Origin of the sequence: Levilactobacillus zymae, from assembly GCF_032190635.1 — a bacterium.
Lineage (GTDB): Bacteria > Bacillota > Bacilli > Lactobacillales > Lactobacillaceae > Levilactobacillus > Levilactobacillus zymae_A.
In genome coordinates this window covers 1011763-1030246 of the sequence record NZ_JAVLAS010000001.1, presented here as the reverse complement: position 1 = coordinate 1030246, position 18484 = coordinate 1011763, and the positions used below count along the sequence as shown (strand labels likewise).

18 protein-coding genes are annotated in these 18484 nt (G+C 53.1%); all 18 read right to left on the bottom strand.

Annotation, left to right across the window (positions count from 1 at the left end; translation table 11 throughout):
• Positions 1-52 precede the first annotated feature (52 nt).
• Positions 53-598, bottom strand: a complete 546-nt coding sequence (locus RI501_RS04635) for an HdeD family acid-resistance protein (RefSeq protein ID WP_313820566.1) — start codon at positions 596-598, stop codon at positions 53-55.
• Positions 599-778: 180 nt separating this feature from the next.
• Complete coding sequence (gene uvrA / locus RI501_RS04630; protein ID WP_313820565.1) at positions 779-3643, bottom strand: excinuclease ABC subunit UvrA; 2865 nt, start codon at positions 3641-3643, stop codon at positions 779-781.
• A gap of 20 nt (positions 3644-3663) precedes the next feature.
• On the bottom strand, positions 3664-5670 hold the full coding sequence (gene uvrB, locus RI501_RS04625) for an excinuclease ABC subunit UvrB (protein WP_313820564.1): 2007 nt from the start codon (positions 5668-5670) through the stop codon (positions 3664-3666).
• A 106-nt stretch (positions 5671-5776) separates the two neighbouring features.
• Entirely contained in the window at positions 5777-6313 is a 537-nt protein-coding gene (locus tag RI501_RS04620) for an acetyltransferase (RefSeq protein ID WP_313820563.1), read from the bottom strand.
• Positions 6314-6316: 3 nt separating this feature from the next.
• Positions 6317-6958 carry an HD domain-containing protein gene (locus tag RI501_RS04615; RefSeq protein WP_313820562.1) on the bottom strand — a complete coding sequence of 214 codons (642 nt, stop codon included), beginning with the start codon at positions 6956-6958 and terminating at the stop codon, positions 6317-6319.
• Between the two features lie 218 nt (positions 6959-7176).
• Entirely contained in the window at positions 7177-8118 is a 942-nt protein-coding gene (gene trxB / locus RI501_RS04610; RefSeq protein ID WP_313820561.1) for a thioredoxin-disulfide reductase, read from the bottom strand.
• Between the two features lie 67 nt (positions 8119-8185).
• Positions 8186-9085 carry a UTP--glucose-1-phosphate uridylyltransferase GalU gene (gene galU, locus RI501_RS04605; RefSeq protein ID WP_313820560.1) on the bottom strand — a complete coding sequence of 300 codons (900 nt, stop codon included), beginning with the start codon at positions 9083-9085 and terminating at the stop codon, positions 8186-8188.
• 40 nt (positions 9086-9125) lie between these two features.
• Positions 9126-10139, bottom strand: a complete 1014-nt coding sequence (locus RI501_RS04600; protein WP_313820559.1) for an NAD(P)H-dependent glycerol-3-phosphate dehydrogenase — start codon at positions 10137-10139, stop codon at positions 9126-9128.
• A gap of 14 nt (positions 10140-10153) precedes the next feature.
• Positions 10154-11005, bottom strand: coding sequence for a prolipoprotein diacylglyceryl transferase (gene lgt / locus RI501_RS04595; RefSeq protein ID WP_396442531.1), 852 nt, complete (start codon positions 11003-11005; stop codon positions 10154-10156).
• Between the two features lie 2 nt (positions 11006-11007).
• Positions 11008-11955: an HPr(Ser) kinase/phosphatase gene (gene hprK / locus RI501_RS04590; protein WP_313820557.1), complete on the bottom strand. Its 948-nt coding sequence runs from the start codon at positions 11953-11955 to the stop codon at positions 11008-11010.
• Positions 11956-12125: 170 nt separating this feature from the next.
• Complete coding sequence (locus tag RI501_RS04585) at positions 12126-12497, bottom strand: phage holin family protein (RefSeq protein ID WP_313820556.1); 372 nt, start codon at positions 12495-12497, stop codon at positions 12126-12128.
• Entirely contained in the window at positions 12498-12836 is a 339-nt protein-coding gene (locus RI501_RS04580; RefSeq protein WP_313820555.1) for a PspC domain-containing protein, read from the bottom strand.
• A gap of 473 nt (positions 12837-13309) precedes the next feature.
• Positions 13310-13987 (bottom strand): phosphate signaling complex protein PhoU, encoded by a 678-nt coding sequence (gene phoU, locus RI501_RS04575; RefSeq protein WP_313820554.1) that lies wholly within the window; start codon positions 13985-13987, stop codon positions 13310-13312.
• Between the two features lie 14 nt (positions 13988-14001).
• The gene (gene pstB, locus RI501_RS04570) at positions 14002-14760 is read right to left on the bottom strand and encodes a phosphate ABC transporter ATP-binding protein PstB (protein WP_313820553.1); all 759 of its coding nucleotides are present in this window, start codon (positions 14758-14760) and stop codon (positions 14002-14004) included.
• Positions 14761-14776: 16 nt separating this feature from the next.
• Positions 14777-15565: a phosphate ABC transporter ATP-binding protein PstB gene (pstB, locus tag RI501_RS04565; RefSeq protein WP_313823138.1), complete on the bottom strand. Its 789-nt coding sequence runs from the start codon at positions 15563-15565 to the stop codon at positions 14777-14779.
• Positions 15566-15613: 48 nt separating this feature from the next.
• Positions 15614-16498 (bottom strand): phosphate ABC transporter permease PstA, encoded by an 885-nt coding sequence (pstA, locus tag RI501_RS04560; protein ID WP_313820552.1) that lies wholly within the window; start codon positions 16496-16498, stop codon positions 15614-15616.
• Position 16499: 1 nt separating this feature from the next.
• Entirely contained in the window at positions 16500-17432 is a 933-nt protein-coding gene (gene pstC, locus RI501_RS04555) for a phosphate ABC transporter permease subunit PstC (RefSeq protein WP_313820551.1), read from the bottom strand.
• Complete coding sequence (locus RI501_RS04550) at positions 17429-18316, bottom strand: phosphate ABC transporter substrate-binding protein (RefSeq protein ID WP_396442508.1); 888 nt, start codon at positions 18314-18316, stop codon at positions 17429-17431. Before RI501_RS04550 ends, pstC begins: the two co-directional genes overlap by 4 nt.
• Between the last annotated feature and the right edge of the window lie 168 nt (positions 18317-18484).

Below are 18484 nucleotides of genomic sequence, written 5' to 3'. Positions count from 1 at the left end.
GCCCGGGTACCAAAAAAGGCCCGGCACCCGGGCCAGACCTTACTTCGTAAATTTACTGACGACTCCGCGCAATGGCGATCCAGATTGCGTTCACCCCGAAGACCGCGAAGAACACCGCAATCAACGTGTTGAGCGAGAGGGCCGCAACCACGGGATTAATAAATAACATAATCCCAATGATTAACGTCAAGACGTCTAACACCATCGATACCCAGAAGAACCCGCCGCCGAAACGCCGCAGATGGCTCCCCACAATCAGCCGTTCAATCGAATCAAAGATAAACCACAGGGCAAACAAGTAACCCAAGGTGACGATGGCACTGTTCATATCGAAGAAGAACACCACCGCAATCAAGATATCCAAGATCCCGAAGACCAGCGCAAAGTTCGCGTGAATCCCCGTGACCTCGTGCAATTTCCGGTAGCCCGCAATCGTGGTCAAGCCACTCAAAAGCGCCATGACCGCAAAGATAATGGCTAGGCCCGTTAACCCAATCTTAGGTGAACGGAACAACCCATACGCGGCAACGATAAACAAAATACCGAGAATGAATTCGCCCCAATCAAAGCCCCACCGGGTTCGGTTCATATTAAACATGCTGTGACACTCCCTCTCACAAGTTCAGTCGTGTGTGACTGGTTTTATTCATTGTACTGGTTTTCTAAATTTCCCACAAGTTAAGGAGCAACGCTAAAGGCGCTCACCCCTATTCACACTAGGAATGAGCGCCTTTCTAACAATTTCATAACATGGGACTAACCTGCTGCCAAGTTTCCCTTACTGCTTCGCCGTTGGCTGGTCTTCTTCGGTCCGTTTGCGGTCACGTTCTAAGACGGGCTTGAGGTACTGACCCGTGTAGCTGTTGGTAACCTCGGCCAGTTCCTCCGGCGTTCCCGTGGCGACCACGTTTCCACCGGCATCCCCACCCTCGGGACCCAAGTCGATCAGATGATCCGCCGTCTTAATGACGTCCAGGTTGTGCTCAATGACCAGCACCGTGTTGCCTTTATCGACCAAGCGGTGCAGGACCTCCAACAACCGTTTGATGTCGTCGGTGTGCAAGCCGGTCGTGGGTTCGTCCAAGATGTAAAAGTTCTTCCCGTTCTGCTGCTTGTGCAGTTCGGAAGCCAACTTCATCCGTTGCGCTTCCCCACCAGATAGAGTCGTGGCGGGTTGGCCCAACTTGACGTACCCTAAACCAACGTCCTGAATGGTTTGCAGTTTACGGGTAATCTTGGGAATAGCGTCGAAGAACTTCAGGGCTTCACTGACCGTCATGTCCAAGACATCGGCGATATTCTTCCCTTTATATTCGACTTCCAGGGTTTCTGAGTTGTACCGCGTCCCGTGGCAGACTTCACACGGCACGTAGACGTCGGGCAAGAAGTTCATTTCGATCTTCAAAATTCCGTCCCCGTGGCAGGCCTCACAGCGGCCCCCCTTAGTGTTGAAACTAAAGCGGCCCTTCTGGTAGCCCCGTAACTTCGCGTCGTTGGTCTGAGCAAACAACGTCCGAATGTCGTCGAAGACCCCGGTATAGGTGGCCGGGTTACTCCGCGGCGTCCGCCCAATCGGGCTTTGATCGATGTCCACCAGTCGTTCGATGTTCTTCACGCCCGCGATACTCTTGTATTTCCCGGGTTTTTCGGAGTTATGGTTCAACTTCTGCGCCAAGGCCCGTTTCAAAATCGTGTTGACCAACGTGGACTTCCCGGAACCGGAAACCCCGGTCACCACCACGAACTCGCCTAACGGAAAGTCGACGGTGATGTCCTTCAGGTTGTTTTCCGCGGCGCCGGTCAACCGAATCGACTTGCCGTTACCGGTCCGCCGTTCGAGCGGCACGGGAATGTACTTCTTGCCGGAGAGGTATTGGCCGGTCAACGACTTCCGTGACCGCATCACCTGTTTCGGTGTCCCGGCGGCCATTACGCGCCCGCCGTTTTCTCCGGCCCCCGGGCCAATGTCGACGATGTAGTCGGCGGCCCGCATGGTGTCCTCGTCGTGTTCGACCACGATCAAAGTGTTCCCCAGATCACGCATCTGTTTGAGTGAGGCAATCAACCGGTCGTTGTCCCGCTGGTGTAACCCAATTGACGGTTCATCCAAGATGTACAGCACCCCGGACAGGTTCGAGCCAATCTGCGTGGCCAACCGAATCCGCTGGGCTTCCCCACCGGATAGGGTCCGCGCCGAACGACTCAACGTCAGGTAATCCAAGCCCACGTTACGCAGGAAGGTCAGCCGGTCCCGGATTTCCTTTAAGATCGGTTGGGCGATGACGGCATCCTGTTCGCCAAAGCTCAGGTCCATGAAGAAGTGCAGTTCCTTGTCAACGGGTAAATCGGAGACCTGCCCGATGTGCTGACCGTTAATTTTGACACTCAGGGCCTTCTCGTTCAGCCGGTAACCGTGACAGGTGTGACAGGTCAGTTCAGTCATGTACTTGCGCATCACGTCGCGGGTAAAGTCACTGTTGGTTTCGTGGTAGCGCCGATTGATGTTCGGCACGACTCCTTCAAAGGCCACGTCAACGTCCCGCACGCCCCCGAAGTCGTTTTCGTAGTGGAAATGGAACTCCTTACCTTGTGAGCCGTACAGCACCAAGGCCTGGTCCGTCTTCGATAGGTCCTTAAACGGCGTATCCATGTCCACGCCAAAGGCCGCACAGGCTTGTTCCAGCAAGGCCGGATAGTACTGCGAACTGATTGGGTTCCAGGGTTCTAGAGCCCCTTCTTTTAACGTCTTAGTCTTGTCGGGTACCACCAGGTCGAGATCGACTTCTAGCTTGACCCCTAGCCCGTCACAGTCGGGACAGGCCCCGAACGGCGCGTTAAAGGAAAACAGCCGTGGTTCGAGTTCACCGACCGTAAACCCACAGACCGGGCAAGCGTAGTGTTCCGAGAACACCATGGGGTCGCCGTCGATCAAATCAGCAATGGCGTAGCCCCCACTCAGCCGTAAGGCGGCTTCAAACGAATCGAACAGCCGGGAACGAATTCCCTTCTTGACCACGATCCGGTCGATCACGATGGCAATGTTGTGCCGCTGGTTCTTGTTTAATTCCGGCACATCGTCGAGGTCTTGGGTCTCCCCATCAACCCGGACGCGTACGAAGCCTTCGCGCCGAATTTTTTCAAAAATTTGTTTATGTTGGCCCTTTTTGTCGCGCACGATGGGCGATAGGACCTGTAACTTGGTCCGTTCGGGCAGTGCTAGGACCTGATCAACCATCTGTTCCACACTCTGGCTGGTGATCTTGGTGCCGTCGTTAGGACAAATCGGCGTCCCCACCCGGGCCCACAGAAGCCGGAGGTAGTCGTTAATTTCGGTCACGGTTCCCACGGTCGACCGTGGGTTCTTCGAGGTGGTCTTTTGGTCGATGGAAATTGCCGGGCTTAACCCGTCAATCGAGTCGACGTCGGGCTTATCCATCTGGCCCAGAAATTGCCGGGCGTAGGACGAGAGACTTTCGACGTACCGGCGTTGACCTTCCGCGTACAGCGTATCGAAGGCCAACGAACTCTTCCCGGAACCGGAGAGGCCACTAATGACCACCAGCTTGTTCTTAGGAATCGTCACGTCAATATTTTTTAAGTTATGGGCGCGCGCGCCGTGAATCACAATTTTATCGTTGTTCAAGTTCGCCTAACTCCTTATCACTAGTCGCCAATCTCCGTCTTCATGTCCATGATGGTATCCCGTAACGACGCCGCTTGCTCGAAGTCCAATTTCTTGGCCGCCGCACGCATCTCGTCTTCCAGGCGGGCAATCAGCTTTTCCTGGTCGTCCTTGTCCATGTCTTCAAAATCATTGGCCACGAAGTCGTCGCTTTCCCCGCTATCGTCGCTCTTCTTGGTGACCGCAATCAGGTCACGAATTGGCTTAATAATCGTCTTGGGCGTAATGCCGTGCTTTTCGTTATAGGCCATCTGAATCTTCCGCCGCCGCGCCGTTTCGTCGATGGCGGACTGCATAGATTCGGTCACGCTGTCGGCGTACATGATGACCGCCCCGTGCGAGTTCCGGGCCGCCCGACCGATGGTTTGAATCAACGACCGTTCGTTACGCAGGAAGCCTTCCTTGTCGGCATCCAAGATCGCCACCAACGAGACTTCGGGGATATCAATTCCTTCCCGCAACAGGTTAATCCCGACCAACACGTCGTACTTACCTAAACGCAGGTCCCGCATGATCTGGGTCCGCTCCAACGTCTTGATGTCGGAGTGCAGGTAGGCCACCTTGATCCCCAAATCCTTGAGGTAATCGGTCAAGTCTTCGGCCATCTTCTTGGTTAACGTGGTAATGAACGTCCGTTCGTTAGCGTCGATGCGTTGGTTGATTTCACCCACCAAATCATCCATTTGCCCCATGATGGGTCGAACTTCAATGGTCGGGTCGAGCAAGCCGGTCGGCCGAATGATCTGTTGAACCACGTGGTTGGTCTGGGCCTCTTCATAAGGACCGGGCGTGGCCGACATGTAAATCACTTGGTTAACGTGTTGTTCAATTTCACTGAGTTTTAACGGTCGGTTATCCAGCGCACTGGGCAACCGGAACCCGTAGTCCACCAACTGTTGCTTGCGGGCTTGGTCCCCGTTATACATCCCCCGAACCTGTGGCATGGTGACGTGTGATTCGTCGACCACTAATAGGAAATCCTTGGGGAAGAAGTCCAGTAACGTGTACGGCGGTTCGCCGGCTTTACGGCCATCCATCCAGCGCGAATAGTTTTCGATTCCGCTGGTGTAGCCCATTTCCCGCATCATTTCGACGTCATAGGTGGTCCGTTGCTTCAAACGTTGGGCTTCCAGCAACTTGCCTTGACCCTCTAGCTCGGCTAAGCGGTCTTTCAACTCGCCCTCAATACCGGCCGTGGCCGTCGCCATGATGTCGTCGTTGGTCATGAAGTGGGTCGCCGGGAAGATGGCGACGTGTTTTCTGTCGCCCACAATTTCACCGGTCAGCGCGTCGACCTCCCGGATCCGGTCAATCTCGTCGCCGAAGAATTCGACCCGTAAGGCCCGTTCATCCCGAGAAGCCGGGAAGATTTCGACCACGTCACCGTGGACCCGGAAACGGCCCCGTTGAAAGTCGTAATCGTTGCGTTCAAATTGAATGTTGACTAATTTCCGGAGTAACGCGTCTCGTTCGATCTCTTGGCCGACCCGTAACGAAACCACGTGGTTCTTGTATTCCGTGGGGTCCCCTAATCCAAAGATGGAGGACACGGAGGCCACCACAATCACGTCGTTACGTTCCAGCAACGAACTCGTGGCCGAATGCCGTAACTTATCGATCTCGTCGTTAATCGAGGAGTCCTTTTCGATGTAGGTGTCACTAGATGGCACGTAGGCTTCGGGTTGGTAATAATCATAGTAACTCACAAAATATTCGACCGCGTTGTGGGGAAAGAACTGCTTGAATTCCCCGTACAACTGGCCCGCCAACGTTTTGTTGTGTGACAACACCAACGTCGGTTTATTGACGTTCTTAATCACGTTCGAGATGGTGAAGGTCTTCCCCGTCCCGGTGGCCCCTAGTAGAATCTGGGCCTTCTCGTGGTCCTCTAACCCCTGGGTTAACGCCTTGATGGCTTGGGGTTGGTCCCCCGTTGGTTGATAATCCGAAACCAGATCAAACTTCCGATCAGTCTGTCGATCGATCATGGCATGGTCCCTCCTTACCCGTCAAAAAATAGTTTTCAGCGAAAAAAATGGGAAACCTTCGCTTCCCATCACGTTCAAATAGTTTACCACACCGAACATACTTTCGCTAGTTTGCTGTTTGGTCAAACTTATGCTGATAAATGGTCACATTGGCCGTGCGTTCACCCCGCACCACCGTGGTGGTCTGCACCTTCGTCAACCCCTGAGCATCCCAGAAGGCTGGCGCTTGCCGGTCCCCCATAAAAACACTTAATTGGAGCTGCACGGCGTCGGCGGCCCGCAAGGTTTGCACCAAACTCTGGTACAGTTCGCCCTGACGTTGCCCACTCAAGGACTTGGCCGGTAGCCACAAACCTAGCCAGACCAAGCTGGGAAGGGGATAATCGATGATCAAGTCAACAATCAAGACTAATTGATCATTTTCAAAAACACCGAGGTAGGTTTTCTGATCGGCCGTCGCATTGAGTGGCACGTCATCGATATCCTGAATTGCTTCCTGACGGGTCACTGGGTGATCCTGAAAGTGTTCAAAGTAATCCGGGTGTTGTGCCTGAAACTGGTAAATCAGCTCATCATCGGCATGGGTCAAGGCGCGCACCGTAGCGTCAGTCAACCGCTGGTTCCAAACCGTTGCTAATTCCATGTCTTAATCCTCCGTTTGGTCTAATAATTCGTTGGTCAATGCTTCTAATTTTTGGCGATCACTGAAATCCGTCGCCAGAAGTTCGGGTAAGACTTCCTTTAAGAAGTACTGAACGCAGGCCATCTGCTTAAACTTAAGAATCGTCGCCAGACTTTCGCGGTAAATATCCGTATAGACCGGTTCCGGATTGCCCTTTTGAATTTCACCGAAGGATTCATATAGCAGATCAACCTTGTCGGCCACGGAGAGAATTTGCCCCTCTAGGGTGTCATCCTTGCCTTCACCCAAACGCCGAGCGTAGGCGGCCTGAAATTGCTGAGGAATTTCGTTATGAATAAAGTTAGCCGTCAGCGATTCTTCCACGTCGGCCAGCATCTTGCGCAGTTCGGGCGTGGCATATTTGACCGGTGTTTTGATGTCGCCAATAAACCGCTCGGTGTAGTCATGGTTCAACGCCTTTTCGTATAACGAACGCCAATTAACCGTGTGGCCGGCTTGTTCCTCAACGTCGCCCAAGAACTGGGCCACCTCAGCCACCTTAAACGAATGTGCCGCCACGGAATGTTGCTCGAACTTGAAATAGCCCGGTGCCCGGTTGATAGTCTCGAGATCACTAAGACTCTGTAAAAATTGATTCATGCCCATTGCACTCAACTCCTCTGGGGTGGGAAAATCCCCACCCAACGTCATAATTCTATCCTAGGCGATGTCCGCCTGGATTGCAAAAGTTCAGTGAGTTAAATTTTGAAATAGGTTGGCTTTTCCCGGCCAATTTCTCCTGGCTCACCGTCACCATTAAGTGCTTGGCCTACCAAAAAACGGAGACGTCCAGTCGGCCGCCTCCGTTGCATCGTTTAACTCGTTTAATCTTGTGCTGCTGCCTGGGACTTGAGCGTTTCCAGGTAAGCGAACGCGGCTTGTCCCGCCGTGCCACCTTCTCCGACTGCCGTGGTAATCTGCCGCAAATCCTTTTGCCGCACATCCCCAATGGCAAACACGCCCGGAACGGCCGTAGCCATGTGATCGTCGGTCAAAATCCAACCGGCGTCGTTGGTAATCCCTAAGCCCTTGAAGGCATCGGTCATCGGTAAAGTCCCCACGTAAATGAAGACCCCGTTCGCAGCGATGTGTCCAGCTTCACCGGTCTGGTTATTGTGCGTCGCCACCCCGGTAACCTTCATCTTATCGCCTTGGATTTCCGTGACGTTAGTGTTCCAAACGAATTCAATCTTCTCGTTCGCAAACGCCCGGTCCTGCAAAATCTTCTGGGCCCGTAATTGGTCGCGCCGCACAACGATGGTCACCTTAGACGCGATTCCGGCCAAGTAAAGGCCTTCTTCAACGGCTGAGTCGCCACCACCGACAACCACGACTTCACGGTTCTTGAAGAACGCCCCGTCGCAGACCGCGCAGTACGAAACCCCACGGCCACCGTATTCGTCTTCACCGGGAACCCCGAGTTTCTTGTACTCGGACCCGGTCGCAATCAACACGGCCTTAGCGGCATAATCACCATCATCGGTCTTGACGACCTTGTGATCACCGTGATCTTCAATACTTTCAACGCTCCCATAGGCGAATTCTGCGCCAAACTGAGTTGCGCCGTCGTACATGTCCTTGGCTAAGTCGGGTCCTAAGACGGACTTAAAACCGGGATAGTTTTCAATCGCAGCGGTGTTATTCATCTGCCCACCGTAGATTCCCCGGTCGAGCATCAACACGGACAGGTTGGCCCGCGAAGCGTATAGCGCGCCGGTCATCCCACCGGGTCCGGCACCGATGACAATTACATCGTAATTCTTCAAGTTAACAACTCCCCTTCATCCTGATTTGCTTGACCATTACTTTACTAGGAAAAAGTAAGTTTGTCACCTATTTTGACTTCGGTTGATCTTCGGCATCCAAGCGCTTGCCTAGATCCTTGATGTATTGCCGTAATTGCGCCTTAGTTTCGGGATGTTGCAACCCGTATTCGATGTTGGTTTGCAACCAACCGAACTTATTGCCGACGTCATAACGCTTACCTTTATATTCGTGGGCAAAGACGCGTTGAGTTTTGTTCAAGTTATCGATGGCGTCGGTCAATTGCAGCTCATTACCTAACCCGATCGGTGTGTTTTCCAGAGCCTCAAAGATTTCCGGTGTAAAGAGGTACCGGCCAATGATGGCCAAATCACTCGGGGCTTCATCCGGTTGCGGCTTTTCCACGAAATTCGTAACGTTGTACAGTCCCGGCATGGTTTCCTCGGACGGGTTAATCACCCCGTACTTGGCCGTGTCCTTGTGGGGAACCCGCATCACAGCCAACGTGGAGGCCCCCGTCTGGTTATATCGATCAATCAGTTGCTTGGTCAGGGGCACCTTACTATCCGTCATGTCATCACCCAACATCACCACGAAGGGCTCATCCCCAATAAAGGCTTTGGCCGTCAACACGGCGTCGCCTAATCCCCGGGGATACGGCTGCCGAATAAAGTACAGGTTCATGCCCGTGGTCTCTTGGACCTGCTTGAGCATCTTTTCCTTGTGCTTAGCTTCTAGGTTAGCTTCCAATTCAGGATTGGAATCGAAGTGGTCTTCGATGGAACGCTTCGACTTCCCATCCACGACCACGATGTCTTCGATGCCGGATTTACGGGCTTCTTCGACGATGAACTGAATGGTTGGCTTATCCACAATCGGCAGCATTTCCTTGGCTAACGCCTTGGTTGCTGGTAAGAAACGGGTCCCGAGACCCGCCGCCGGGATAATGGCTTTTCTGACTTTTCTCATAAGAACTAAAACCCTCCTCAAATCTATGACGCAGTAATGGCTAAAACTCGGACCGACCCTCACGTTGCATCAGTTCGGAAATCGCCGTTTTAATGTCCTTACCTTGGTAGAGAACCTGGTAAATGGCTTCCGTGATGGGCATCGAAACGCCCCGCTTTTGTGATAACTCGTAGGCGGCCTTAGTCGTTGCCAGACCTTCGATCACCATCCCCATATGGCTGATCACGTCATCGAGCTTTTCACCACGGCCTAATTCGTCGCCGGCCCGCCAGTTTCGCGAGTTGGTACTAGTGGCCGTAACAATCACGTCACCGACACCGGACAACCCGATAAAGGTCATCGGGTCCGCCCCAAAGGACGTCCCTAACCGTGAAATTTCGGCCAAGCCCCGGGTCATCAACGCTGCTTTAGCGTTATCCCCGTAACCTAACCCGTGCAAAGCACCGGCACCCAACGCAATGATGTTCTTCAATGCCGCACCAATTTCCACGCCAATCACGTCAGAATTCGTGTAGACCCGGAAGTACGGCGTCATGAACCGTTGTTGCGTGTGCTTAGCGGCTTCGGGATTGGCACTAGCCGCCGTGATCAAGGTAATGTCGTGACGGGCCACGTCCTCGGCGTGACTGGGTCCCGACAAGACCGTCACGGATTTCCGGTTAGCGGCCGGAATCTCTTCTTCTAAGATTTGTGAAATGCGCTTGTAAGTCTTCTGCTCAATCCCTTTGCTGGCATGGATCAATTCCGGCTGCAAGTGCTTAGCGGCTAAAATACCGGCTACTTCATGGGCCACGGACCGCACGGCCTTGGTCGGCACTACAAACAGGATCGCATCCACGCCGTCAATGGCACTCGCCATATCCGCGTAAGCGACTAGGGATTTCGGAAACGTAAAGTTCTTAATATAGTGGCTGTTGGTGTGTTGCGTATTTAATTCCTCGACTTGCTTAGGATTGTAGGACCATAAACGCACATCATGCCCATTTTCATCTAAGACGTTCGCTAAGATGGAGCCCCAAGAACCGGCACCCAGTACGGCAATTTTCTCTGACATAGTCTAGATTCTCCTTAATTAGAAAGTTTGGTTCGTTCACGGAACGGGTTACCCGCCAGGTAGTCCGTCGGTGGCGTCGTCTGACGCCGGCGATAAATCCAAATCACAGCGGCGCCCACAAACAAAATCACGGATAAGAGTTGCGATACCCGAATCACGTTACCCAACATTAAGCTGTCGGTCCGCATTCCTTCGATAAAGAACCGGCCCAACGAATACCACATGACGTAGCCTAGGAAGACTTCCCCCTGCTTGAAGAGCTGTGGGTAATGCCGCAAGCTCATCAGGACCACGAATCCCAGGAGATCCCAGGTTGATTCGTACAAGAAGGTTGGCTGCCGGTAAGCCCCATTAATGAACATCTGCTCAATAATGAAGTGTGGCAGGTGTAGTCCCTGCAGAAACGACAAACTGGTAATGCGCCCGAAGGCTTCCTGGTTCATGAAATTGCCCCACCGACCGATAGCTTGCCCTAAAATCACGGTTGGCGCGGCCACGTCAAGCATCAACCATACGGGAATGAATCGCGACCGACAGAAGAAGTACACCACCAGCCCGGCCCCAATCAGCGAGCCGTAAATGGCAATACCACCATCCCAGATGGCGATAATCTCCCCGGGATGCTGACTGTAGTACGGCCACTGAAAGATCACGTAGTACAGGCGGGCGGCAATCAAAGCCGCCGGTAACGCCCACAGAATCATATCATAGATATCGTCGGGATTAATGCCCCGCCGCCGTCCTTCGCGCACGGCTAAGAGGACCGCTAGAATCACCCCGGAAGCAATAATCACGCCGTACCAGTGGACCTGAAGGGGCCCTAGGTGCATCGCAATCGGATTCAGCGCCGCTAAAAATGGTGTCACCGTCATTGCGTTCCTCCATTCTTTTGGGAATTTTGTTTGATTAAGCGGTTCAGATTTTCATCGAAGACCTTCGTCGCGTCGTAACCCATCGACCGAGCCCGGAAGTTCATAGCCGCGGCTTCGATGATAATGGCTAAGTTTCGCCCAGTCTTAACCGGAATGGTAATCTTGGGCACTTCAACGTCAAAGAACTTCTGACTTTCAGTGTTGTTCCCCAACCGATCGAAGTGGTTATCGTCGTGCCAAAGTTCCAGGTGCACGATTAAATCAATATCGGTTTCACTCCGCACGGCCCCGGCACCGAAGAGGTTCATCACGTCGATAATCCCAATTCCTCGAATTTCTAGCAGGTGACTCAAGATGGCGGGAGCGGCACCGACCAAGGTCTGTTCGTCTTGCTGGTAGACTTCCACTCGGTCGTCAGCAATCAGCCGGTGGCCCCGTTTGACCAGTTCCAAGGCGGTTTCACTCTTACCAACGCCAGAATCACCGGTAATCATGACCCCAACCCCGTAGATATCGACCAGCACCCCGTGTACGGATTGCCGTTCGGCAAGTTTGCCTTCCAAGAAGTTGGTCATGTTACTCAAGACCCGCGACGTGGTGAGCTTGGTTCCTAAGATTGGAATATGGGCTTCTGCTGCAGCCTGCTGCAATTCTTCCGGCGGATCAAGTTGCGTCGAGATCACGAACGCCGGGGTTTCCGGTTGACACATCTTCTGCATCACGTCTAATAATTGTTGGTGACTCATCCCCTTGGCGAACGAGGTTTCCGTAATTCCCAGTAATTGAATTCGTTTGGCCGGATAATAATTAAAGTATCCCGTCAATTCCAACCCGGGACGCGAAATATCGCTGGTCGTAATCTGCCGGTCCAGGTCGTCCTGGCCGGAATAAACATCTAATCGATTAACCTTGACCAGGTCGGCGACTGTAACGCTTTCTGGCATGCATGTTCCTCCTAACTACATCGTCTCATAAAACATACCCTAATTTTAGCACTTTAGCGGGGCTTCTCCTATCAAATTCAATTCGTTACCGCGGCCGCTTTAATAATCATTAACCGCCTAAAGATAGCGCTTACTTAACCGATTAGCCCAAACAACTGGGCGCTGGTGAACTACCCCCGGGCAAAGTGATCGCTGATGATAGCGTTAAATAACGACATCACGATGGCCACGATCAGGGTCACCCCAAAGGACGCAAAGGCGAAGTTACTCCCGACGAACCAAGCCGTCAGTTCCAGCATGATGGCGTTAAGCACCACGCTAAACAACCCCAACGTCAAGATCGTAATGGGTAGCGATAGTACGAACAAAATGGGCTTGACCACCGCGTTTAACACGGCCAGCACTAGGCTAGCCAACAACGCAATTCCCACGCCAGAAACGTAGAACGCGTGCTGGTAACTCCCGGCCAAGGAGCTCTGGAAGAAACCGGCTAACGCGAGAAAAATTAAGGCATTGACTAAAATTCGGGTCCAAAACCGCATTTACTCACCGTCCTTACGATGAACGTCGTGTTCCGTGACGTCGTGAATGACTTTTCGGTCGGCTTTCGGATTAGTTTGCTGCCCCCCGCGACCAAAGCCAAACAGGTCGCTGAAGCTGGAGCCGGTGGGGTGCGAGTCGTCCAACGGAATAAACGTCATTAAAATCACGTAGACCAATAGGCCCAACACCACGTGCATGAACGGAATGGAAATCGTCACAATCACGTAGATCAATCGCAATAGGTTGGCATTCCAGCCGAAGTAATCGGCGATTCCCCCCAAGACCCCGCCGACTAAGCGGTTGGTCCGGGAACGCACGAGTTTTTTCTTTGCTGCCATTGTCATGGCCTCCTTATCATTTGTGTGTCACAAGTTAATTAAGCTAAAGCTGGTCGTTGATAACCTAAAGGCAGGGTGGGTTTACAGCCTCGTTAACTCTCCCGGCATGCACCGCGGGGCTTAAGTCCGCGATAATCGTTACACTTACCAGCCCGACACAGCTTTTGCAACTTGTCCTATTGGGAAAAGAATAACGAAAGCGGCCACTGAAAGCAAGTTTTCAGTGGCCGCTAGGTAAAATCTTCAAATTTCGGTAAGAATTATGAGAGTGGGACAAAAGGCGATTAGCTGGTGAGCATGAACGTCGTAAGCCGGACAATCCTGAATTTGGGTTGGCTGGCGACTTTACGGGGTTAAGCGGAACCGGCTGCCTTTTGGCGCACGTTTCGACACTAAATATTCGGAGACACTGAAGAGCCTGGGGCTTCTGTCCCAGACTCACCTCGATCACTCCGGCCGGTCTCTCTTCTAGTCTAGTTTTCCGTGCCTTCGCTAGCCGAGTTCAGTTCCACGATCTTGCCGGACCGCAGGTAAATGATCCATTCACACACGTTGGTCACGTAATCGCCAATCCGACTCAAGTCCTGTGCCACGTTTAAGTAAATCGACGCCCCCGTTTCGAAGGTTGCGTCCTGGCTCATTGCGCGGTAGCTCAGGTTCCGGACCTGATGATTCAGGTGATCGAGTTGCCGGTCTACGTCGGCTAACGACCGGGCTTCGTGGTCGTCCTTATTCACATAGGCCGCCAATACGTCCTGCACCATCTTGGTAGTCATCTGACCCATCTCAGCCATCAGCTGCTCCAGTGCCGGCACCTTCTGCTTTTCACCCATCTTAATGGTCGAATGGGCAATGTTACGGGCGTGGTCCCCGGCGCGTTCCAAATCAGAAACGGCCTTTAAGATCGTCACGATTTCGCGTAGATCGGTCGTCACCGGTTGGTACAGCGCAATCATTTCGAACGTCTTCTTCTCTAACGCAATTTCTCGTTCGTTGATGTCGTGATCATGGTCGATGATCGACTGAGCCGTAGTGGCGTCGCGTTCAATAAACGCGTTCACTGACTTCTGGATCACCTCGCTGACCAGCATCCCCATTTCCGTAAAGTCTGCATCCAATTCTGCTAATTCGTCATCAAATAACCGGCGCATCGGTCTACCTCCTATTATCCGAACCGACCACTAATGTAGTCTTCCGTTTGTTTCTTGGCTGGGTTCATGAAAATATTCTTCGTTTGATCCACTTCCACCAGTTCGCCGTTCATAAAGAAGGCCGTCCGATCGGCAATCCGCGAGGCCTGCTGGAGGTTGTGGGTTACTGTAATAATCGTATAATCGTGACGCAAATTCAAGAGGGTCGCTTCAATTTGGCTACTGGAGACCGGGTCCAAGGCACTGGTCGGTTCGTCCAGCAGGATAATCTCCGGTGACACGGCCAGAACCCGCGCGATGCAGACCCGTTGTTGTTGTCCCCCGGACAAGGCCAACGCGCTTTCGTGCAAGTGGTCTTTGACTTCATCCCAGACGGCGGCTTGCCGCAAGGACTTCTCAACCACGGCATCGAGTTTTTCCTTATCGCGTTCCCCCGCAATGCGCAACCCGTAGATCACGTTATCGTAGATGGAAAACGGAAACGGGTTGGGTTGTTGGAACACCATCCCAATTTCCTTACGAATCTGAACCGTATCGGCGTTGGGTGCGTACAGGTCTTCCCCTTTGAACTGCACGGTTCCCGTGATGGTGACGCCCGGAATCAAGTCGTTCATCCGGTTCAGTGTCCGCAAGTAGGTCGACTTCCCACAGCCAGACGGCCCAATTAACGCCGTAATCCCCTTCTCATCGAAGTTCAAATTAATACCCTTAAGAGCTTCCTTATTCCCGTAGTACAGGTGTAAGTCCTGGGTCGTTAAAATTTCCTTACTCATTCTTCCTCGCTCCTCGCTAACCAAAGTTCCCCGAAACATAATCACTCGTGACCTGGACCTGCGGATTCGTGAAGATGTGGCTGGTGGTATCGTATTCCAACACCCGTCCTTGATTAAAGAACGCCGTATATTCACTGATCCGCGCGGCCTGTTGCATGTTGTGCGTCACGATAATGATCGTGTAGTGCTGCTTTAGCTTCAACAACGTATCTTCCAGTTGACCGGTTGATACGGGATCTAGGGCACTAGCGGGTTCGTCCAACAGCAACACGTCGGGTTTAACGGCGATTGCGCGGGCAATACACAGCCGTTGCGCTTGACCCCCGGACAAGGCTAAAGCACTCTTGTCCAGTTCGTCTTTGACTTGGTCCCACAGCGCCGCTTGACGCAACGAGGTTTCCACAATCTCATCTAATTTATTTTTAGCCGTTACGCCCCGCAAGCGCAAGGCGAACGCAATATTATCGTAGATCGACTTCGCAAAGGGATTCGGTCGTTGAAACACCATGCCGATTCGCCGGCGCATCTCGTAAACGTCGATATCGGGTTGGTTGATGTCCACGCCCCGATACATGATCCGGCCCTTAACGGTGGCAATCCGGTCATTCATCCGATTTAGCGACCGCAAGAAAGTGGATTTACCGGACCCTGAAGCCCCAATTAACGCCGTAATCTGGTTACGGGCAAACTGCAGGTCACCTTCGTAGATGGCCTCCTTCTCACCGTAAAAAACGTGTAGGCCTTCCGTCGACAACACAATGGGGTGCTGCGGATCGGTCGGTTGGACGATGTGCCGCTCCGCCATGGCGTTCGGCTTGGCAATATCACTACTCATAAACATAGGCGTTCCTCCTTAAGCCGACGTGAGCCGCTTGTACAGCCGCTTTCCCAGATACCGGGCGGCCAAGTTGAAGAGCAGAATCGCGATCACCAAGACCGCGGATGAACCGGACGAAATCGCCTTAGCATCCGGCATAATGCCTTCTGAATTAATCTTCCAGATGTGGACCGCCAGCGTTTCGGCAGGGCGCATCGGGTTTAACGGACTGGAGATGTTAAAGGGATTCCAGTCCATGAAGTTTAACGCGGGGGCACTTTGACCGGCCGTGTAAATCAACGCGGCGGCTTCCCCAAAGACCCGCCCGGCACTTAGAATCACCCCGGTCAGGATACTGGGAACTGCGGCGGGTAAGATCACCCGCGTCACGGTTTCCCATCGCGAGAGGCCTAACGCTAGGCCCCCTTCGCGCTGCTTGTCGTCGATGGTGTGCAGGGAATCTTCAACACTTCTCGTCAGCAAGGGTAAGTTGAAGAAGGTTAATGCAAAGGCCCCGGACAGAATTGAGAACCCTAAGCGCAACTTCACCACGAAGAACAGGAAACCAAACAGTCCCACCACCACGGAAGGCAGCGAACTCAGAATTTCAATCGCCGTCCGAACCAAGTTGGTGACCCAATTGTCCTTAGCATATTCGTACAGGTAAATGGCCGCACCCAACGCGATGGGAAACGAGATGAGCATGGCTAAAATCAAGAGGTAAAACGAGTTAAAGAGTTGGACGCCAATTCCCCCGCCCTTTAAGAAGGCCTTCGCGGGCGTGGTCAAGAAGTGCCAGCTGACTTTCGGTAAGCCACTCACCAGAATGTATCCCACCAGGGCCAGCAAGATCAGAACCACCAGCCCGGCAATGCCGTAGAGCACGCCAATCGCAATTTTATTTTGAACTTTGGAATTCATATTATTGGAGACGCCCCTTTCGACCAATTAACCGGATAATCAAGTTGAAGACCAATGACATCAGCAGTAAAACTAGGGCCAAGGACCACAGGGCATTGTTTTGCAGCGAGCCCATCACGGTATTCCCGATCCCGGTGGTCAAGACCGACGTTAACGTCGCCGCCGGATCGACCAGCGAATGCGGCATCAGCGCCGCGTTCCCGATAACCATTTGAACCGCCAAAGCTTCACCAAAGGCCCGCGCCATCCCGAAGACCACCGCCGTCATCAATCCTGGCGTGGCCGCTCGTAAGACCACCTTGTAGATGGTCTGCCATTGCGTGGCACCGAGGGCTAACGATGCTTCCCGGTAGTACCGGGGTACGGCGCGTAAGGCGTCGGCACTCATCGACGTCACCGTCGGTAAGATCATCACGAACAACACACAGGTCCCGGATAAAATCCCGAACCCGCTACCGCCAAAGACCGAACGGGTAAATGGCACGACCACGCTCAAGCCGATGAACCCGTAAACGACGGAAGGAATCCCCACCAGCAGTTCGGTGACGGGTTGTAAGATCTTGGCGCCCCGGTTAGGCGAGATCTCGTTCATGAAGACCGCCGTGCCAATTGCAAACGGCGTGGCCACGATAGCCGATAGGATCGTAATCAGAAATGACCCGACGATCATCGACAGCGCCCCCACCTCGGGTTTGCCGTGCGCGTCCGTCAGACTAGGATTCCAATTTTTACCACTTAAAAAGTCCCAAAGATTGACGTGGTTAGTGGTAAACGTGGCGATCCCCTTAGAGGCCACGAATCCGATAATGGCCACCACGACGGCCACAATCAAAATGAGAGCCGAAAAACTGACCACCCGGCCCCAGATTTCTAGCTTGGCCGCCTTGGAACGGCGTTTCAGTTCTTGTTCCAATTGTTCAGGTGATTTGGTCATGAGCGGGTCCCTCCAATCGGCGTCACTTGGCCGTTAACGTCACGTTCTACGTGCATCTGGCTGGGCGACAGGTAACCTAATTGACGCACCAGCGTTTTCTGAATCGTGGGAGATTGCACGTAGGCGATGAAGTCTTTGGTCAGTCCCGTAGGCTGGCCCTTGGTATACAGATGTTCGTACGACCAGATCTTCCAGCGGTTAGTGACCACGTTGGCTTCAGTGGGCGCTACGCCGTTCAAGCTAACGGCCTGAACCGCCTTGGTTACATAGGAAAAGGCCACGTAACTGATGGCTCCGGGAGTGGTCTGCACGATTTGTCGAACCATCCCCGACGAATCTTGTTCCTGGGCAGTCTTGGCTTGGTGGCCGGCAATCCCAAATTGTTCAAAGGTTGCCCGCGTCCCACTTCCTTGAGCCCGGTTAATCAACACGATGGGCAGGTCCTTGCCGCCGACCTGTTTCCAGTTGGTGGCTTGACCAGTAAAGACGGCCGTTAATTGTTTGGTTGTTAAGTGCGTAATGCCATTCTTACGGTTGACGATCGGCGTAATGCCCACCACCGCAACCCGGTGGTCGACCAGGCCCTTAGCCCGGATGCCCTTTTGTTCAGCCGCAAATAAATCGGAATCCCCGATTTGGACGGCGCCTTCTTGAATCTGGCTCAGCCCGGTCCCGGTTCCCCCGCCTTGCACGTTGATAAACGTGCCCAGGTGGTCGGCCGTGTATTGTTCACCGGCCGCTTCAACCAAAGGCTGTAAAGCCGTGGAGCCCACTGCCGTGATTGATCCGCCCGCATGACTCACCTGGCGGGTCTGGTACGCAAAGATTCCCAGGGCTACTAAAATCATGAGGAGTAAGCCCTGTAACCATCGTCGTTTTGTCATCCCGTTGTCCCTCCTATACCGACCGGTGTGGCCACCGCCGGTTCTCTCAAGTGTCAGTATAGCGGGTCATTGTAAATATCATGTAGTCGTATTGTAAAGGTTGTGTAAATGTCCCTCAAAAAGGTGCCGACACCAAAAAAAGCCGATCCGACTCATCGACTTTATGAT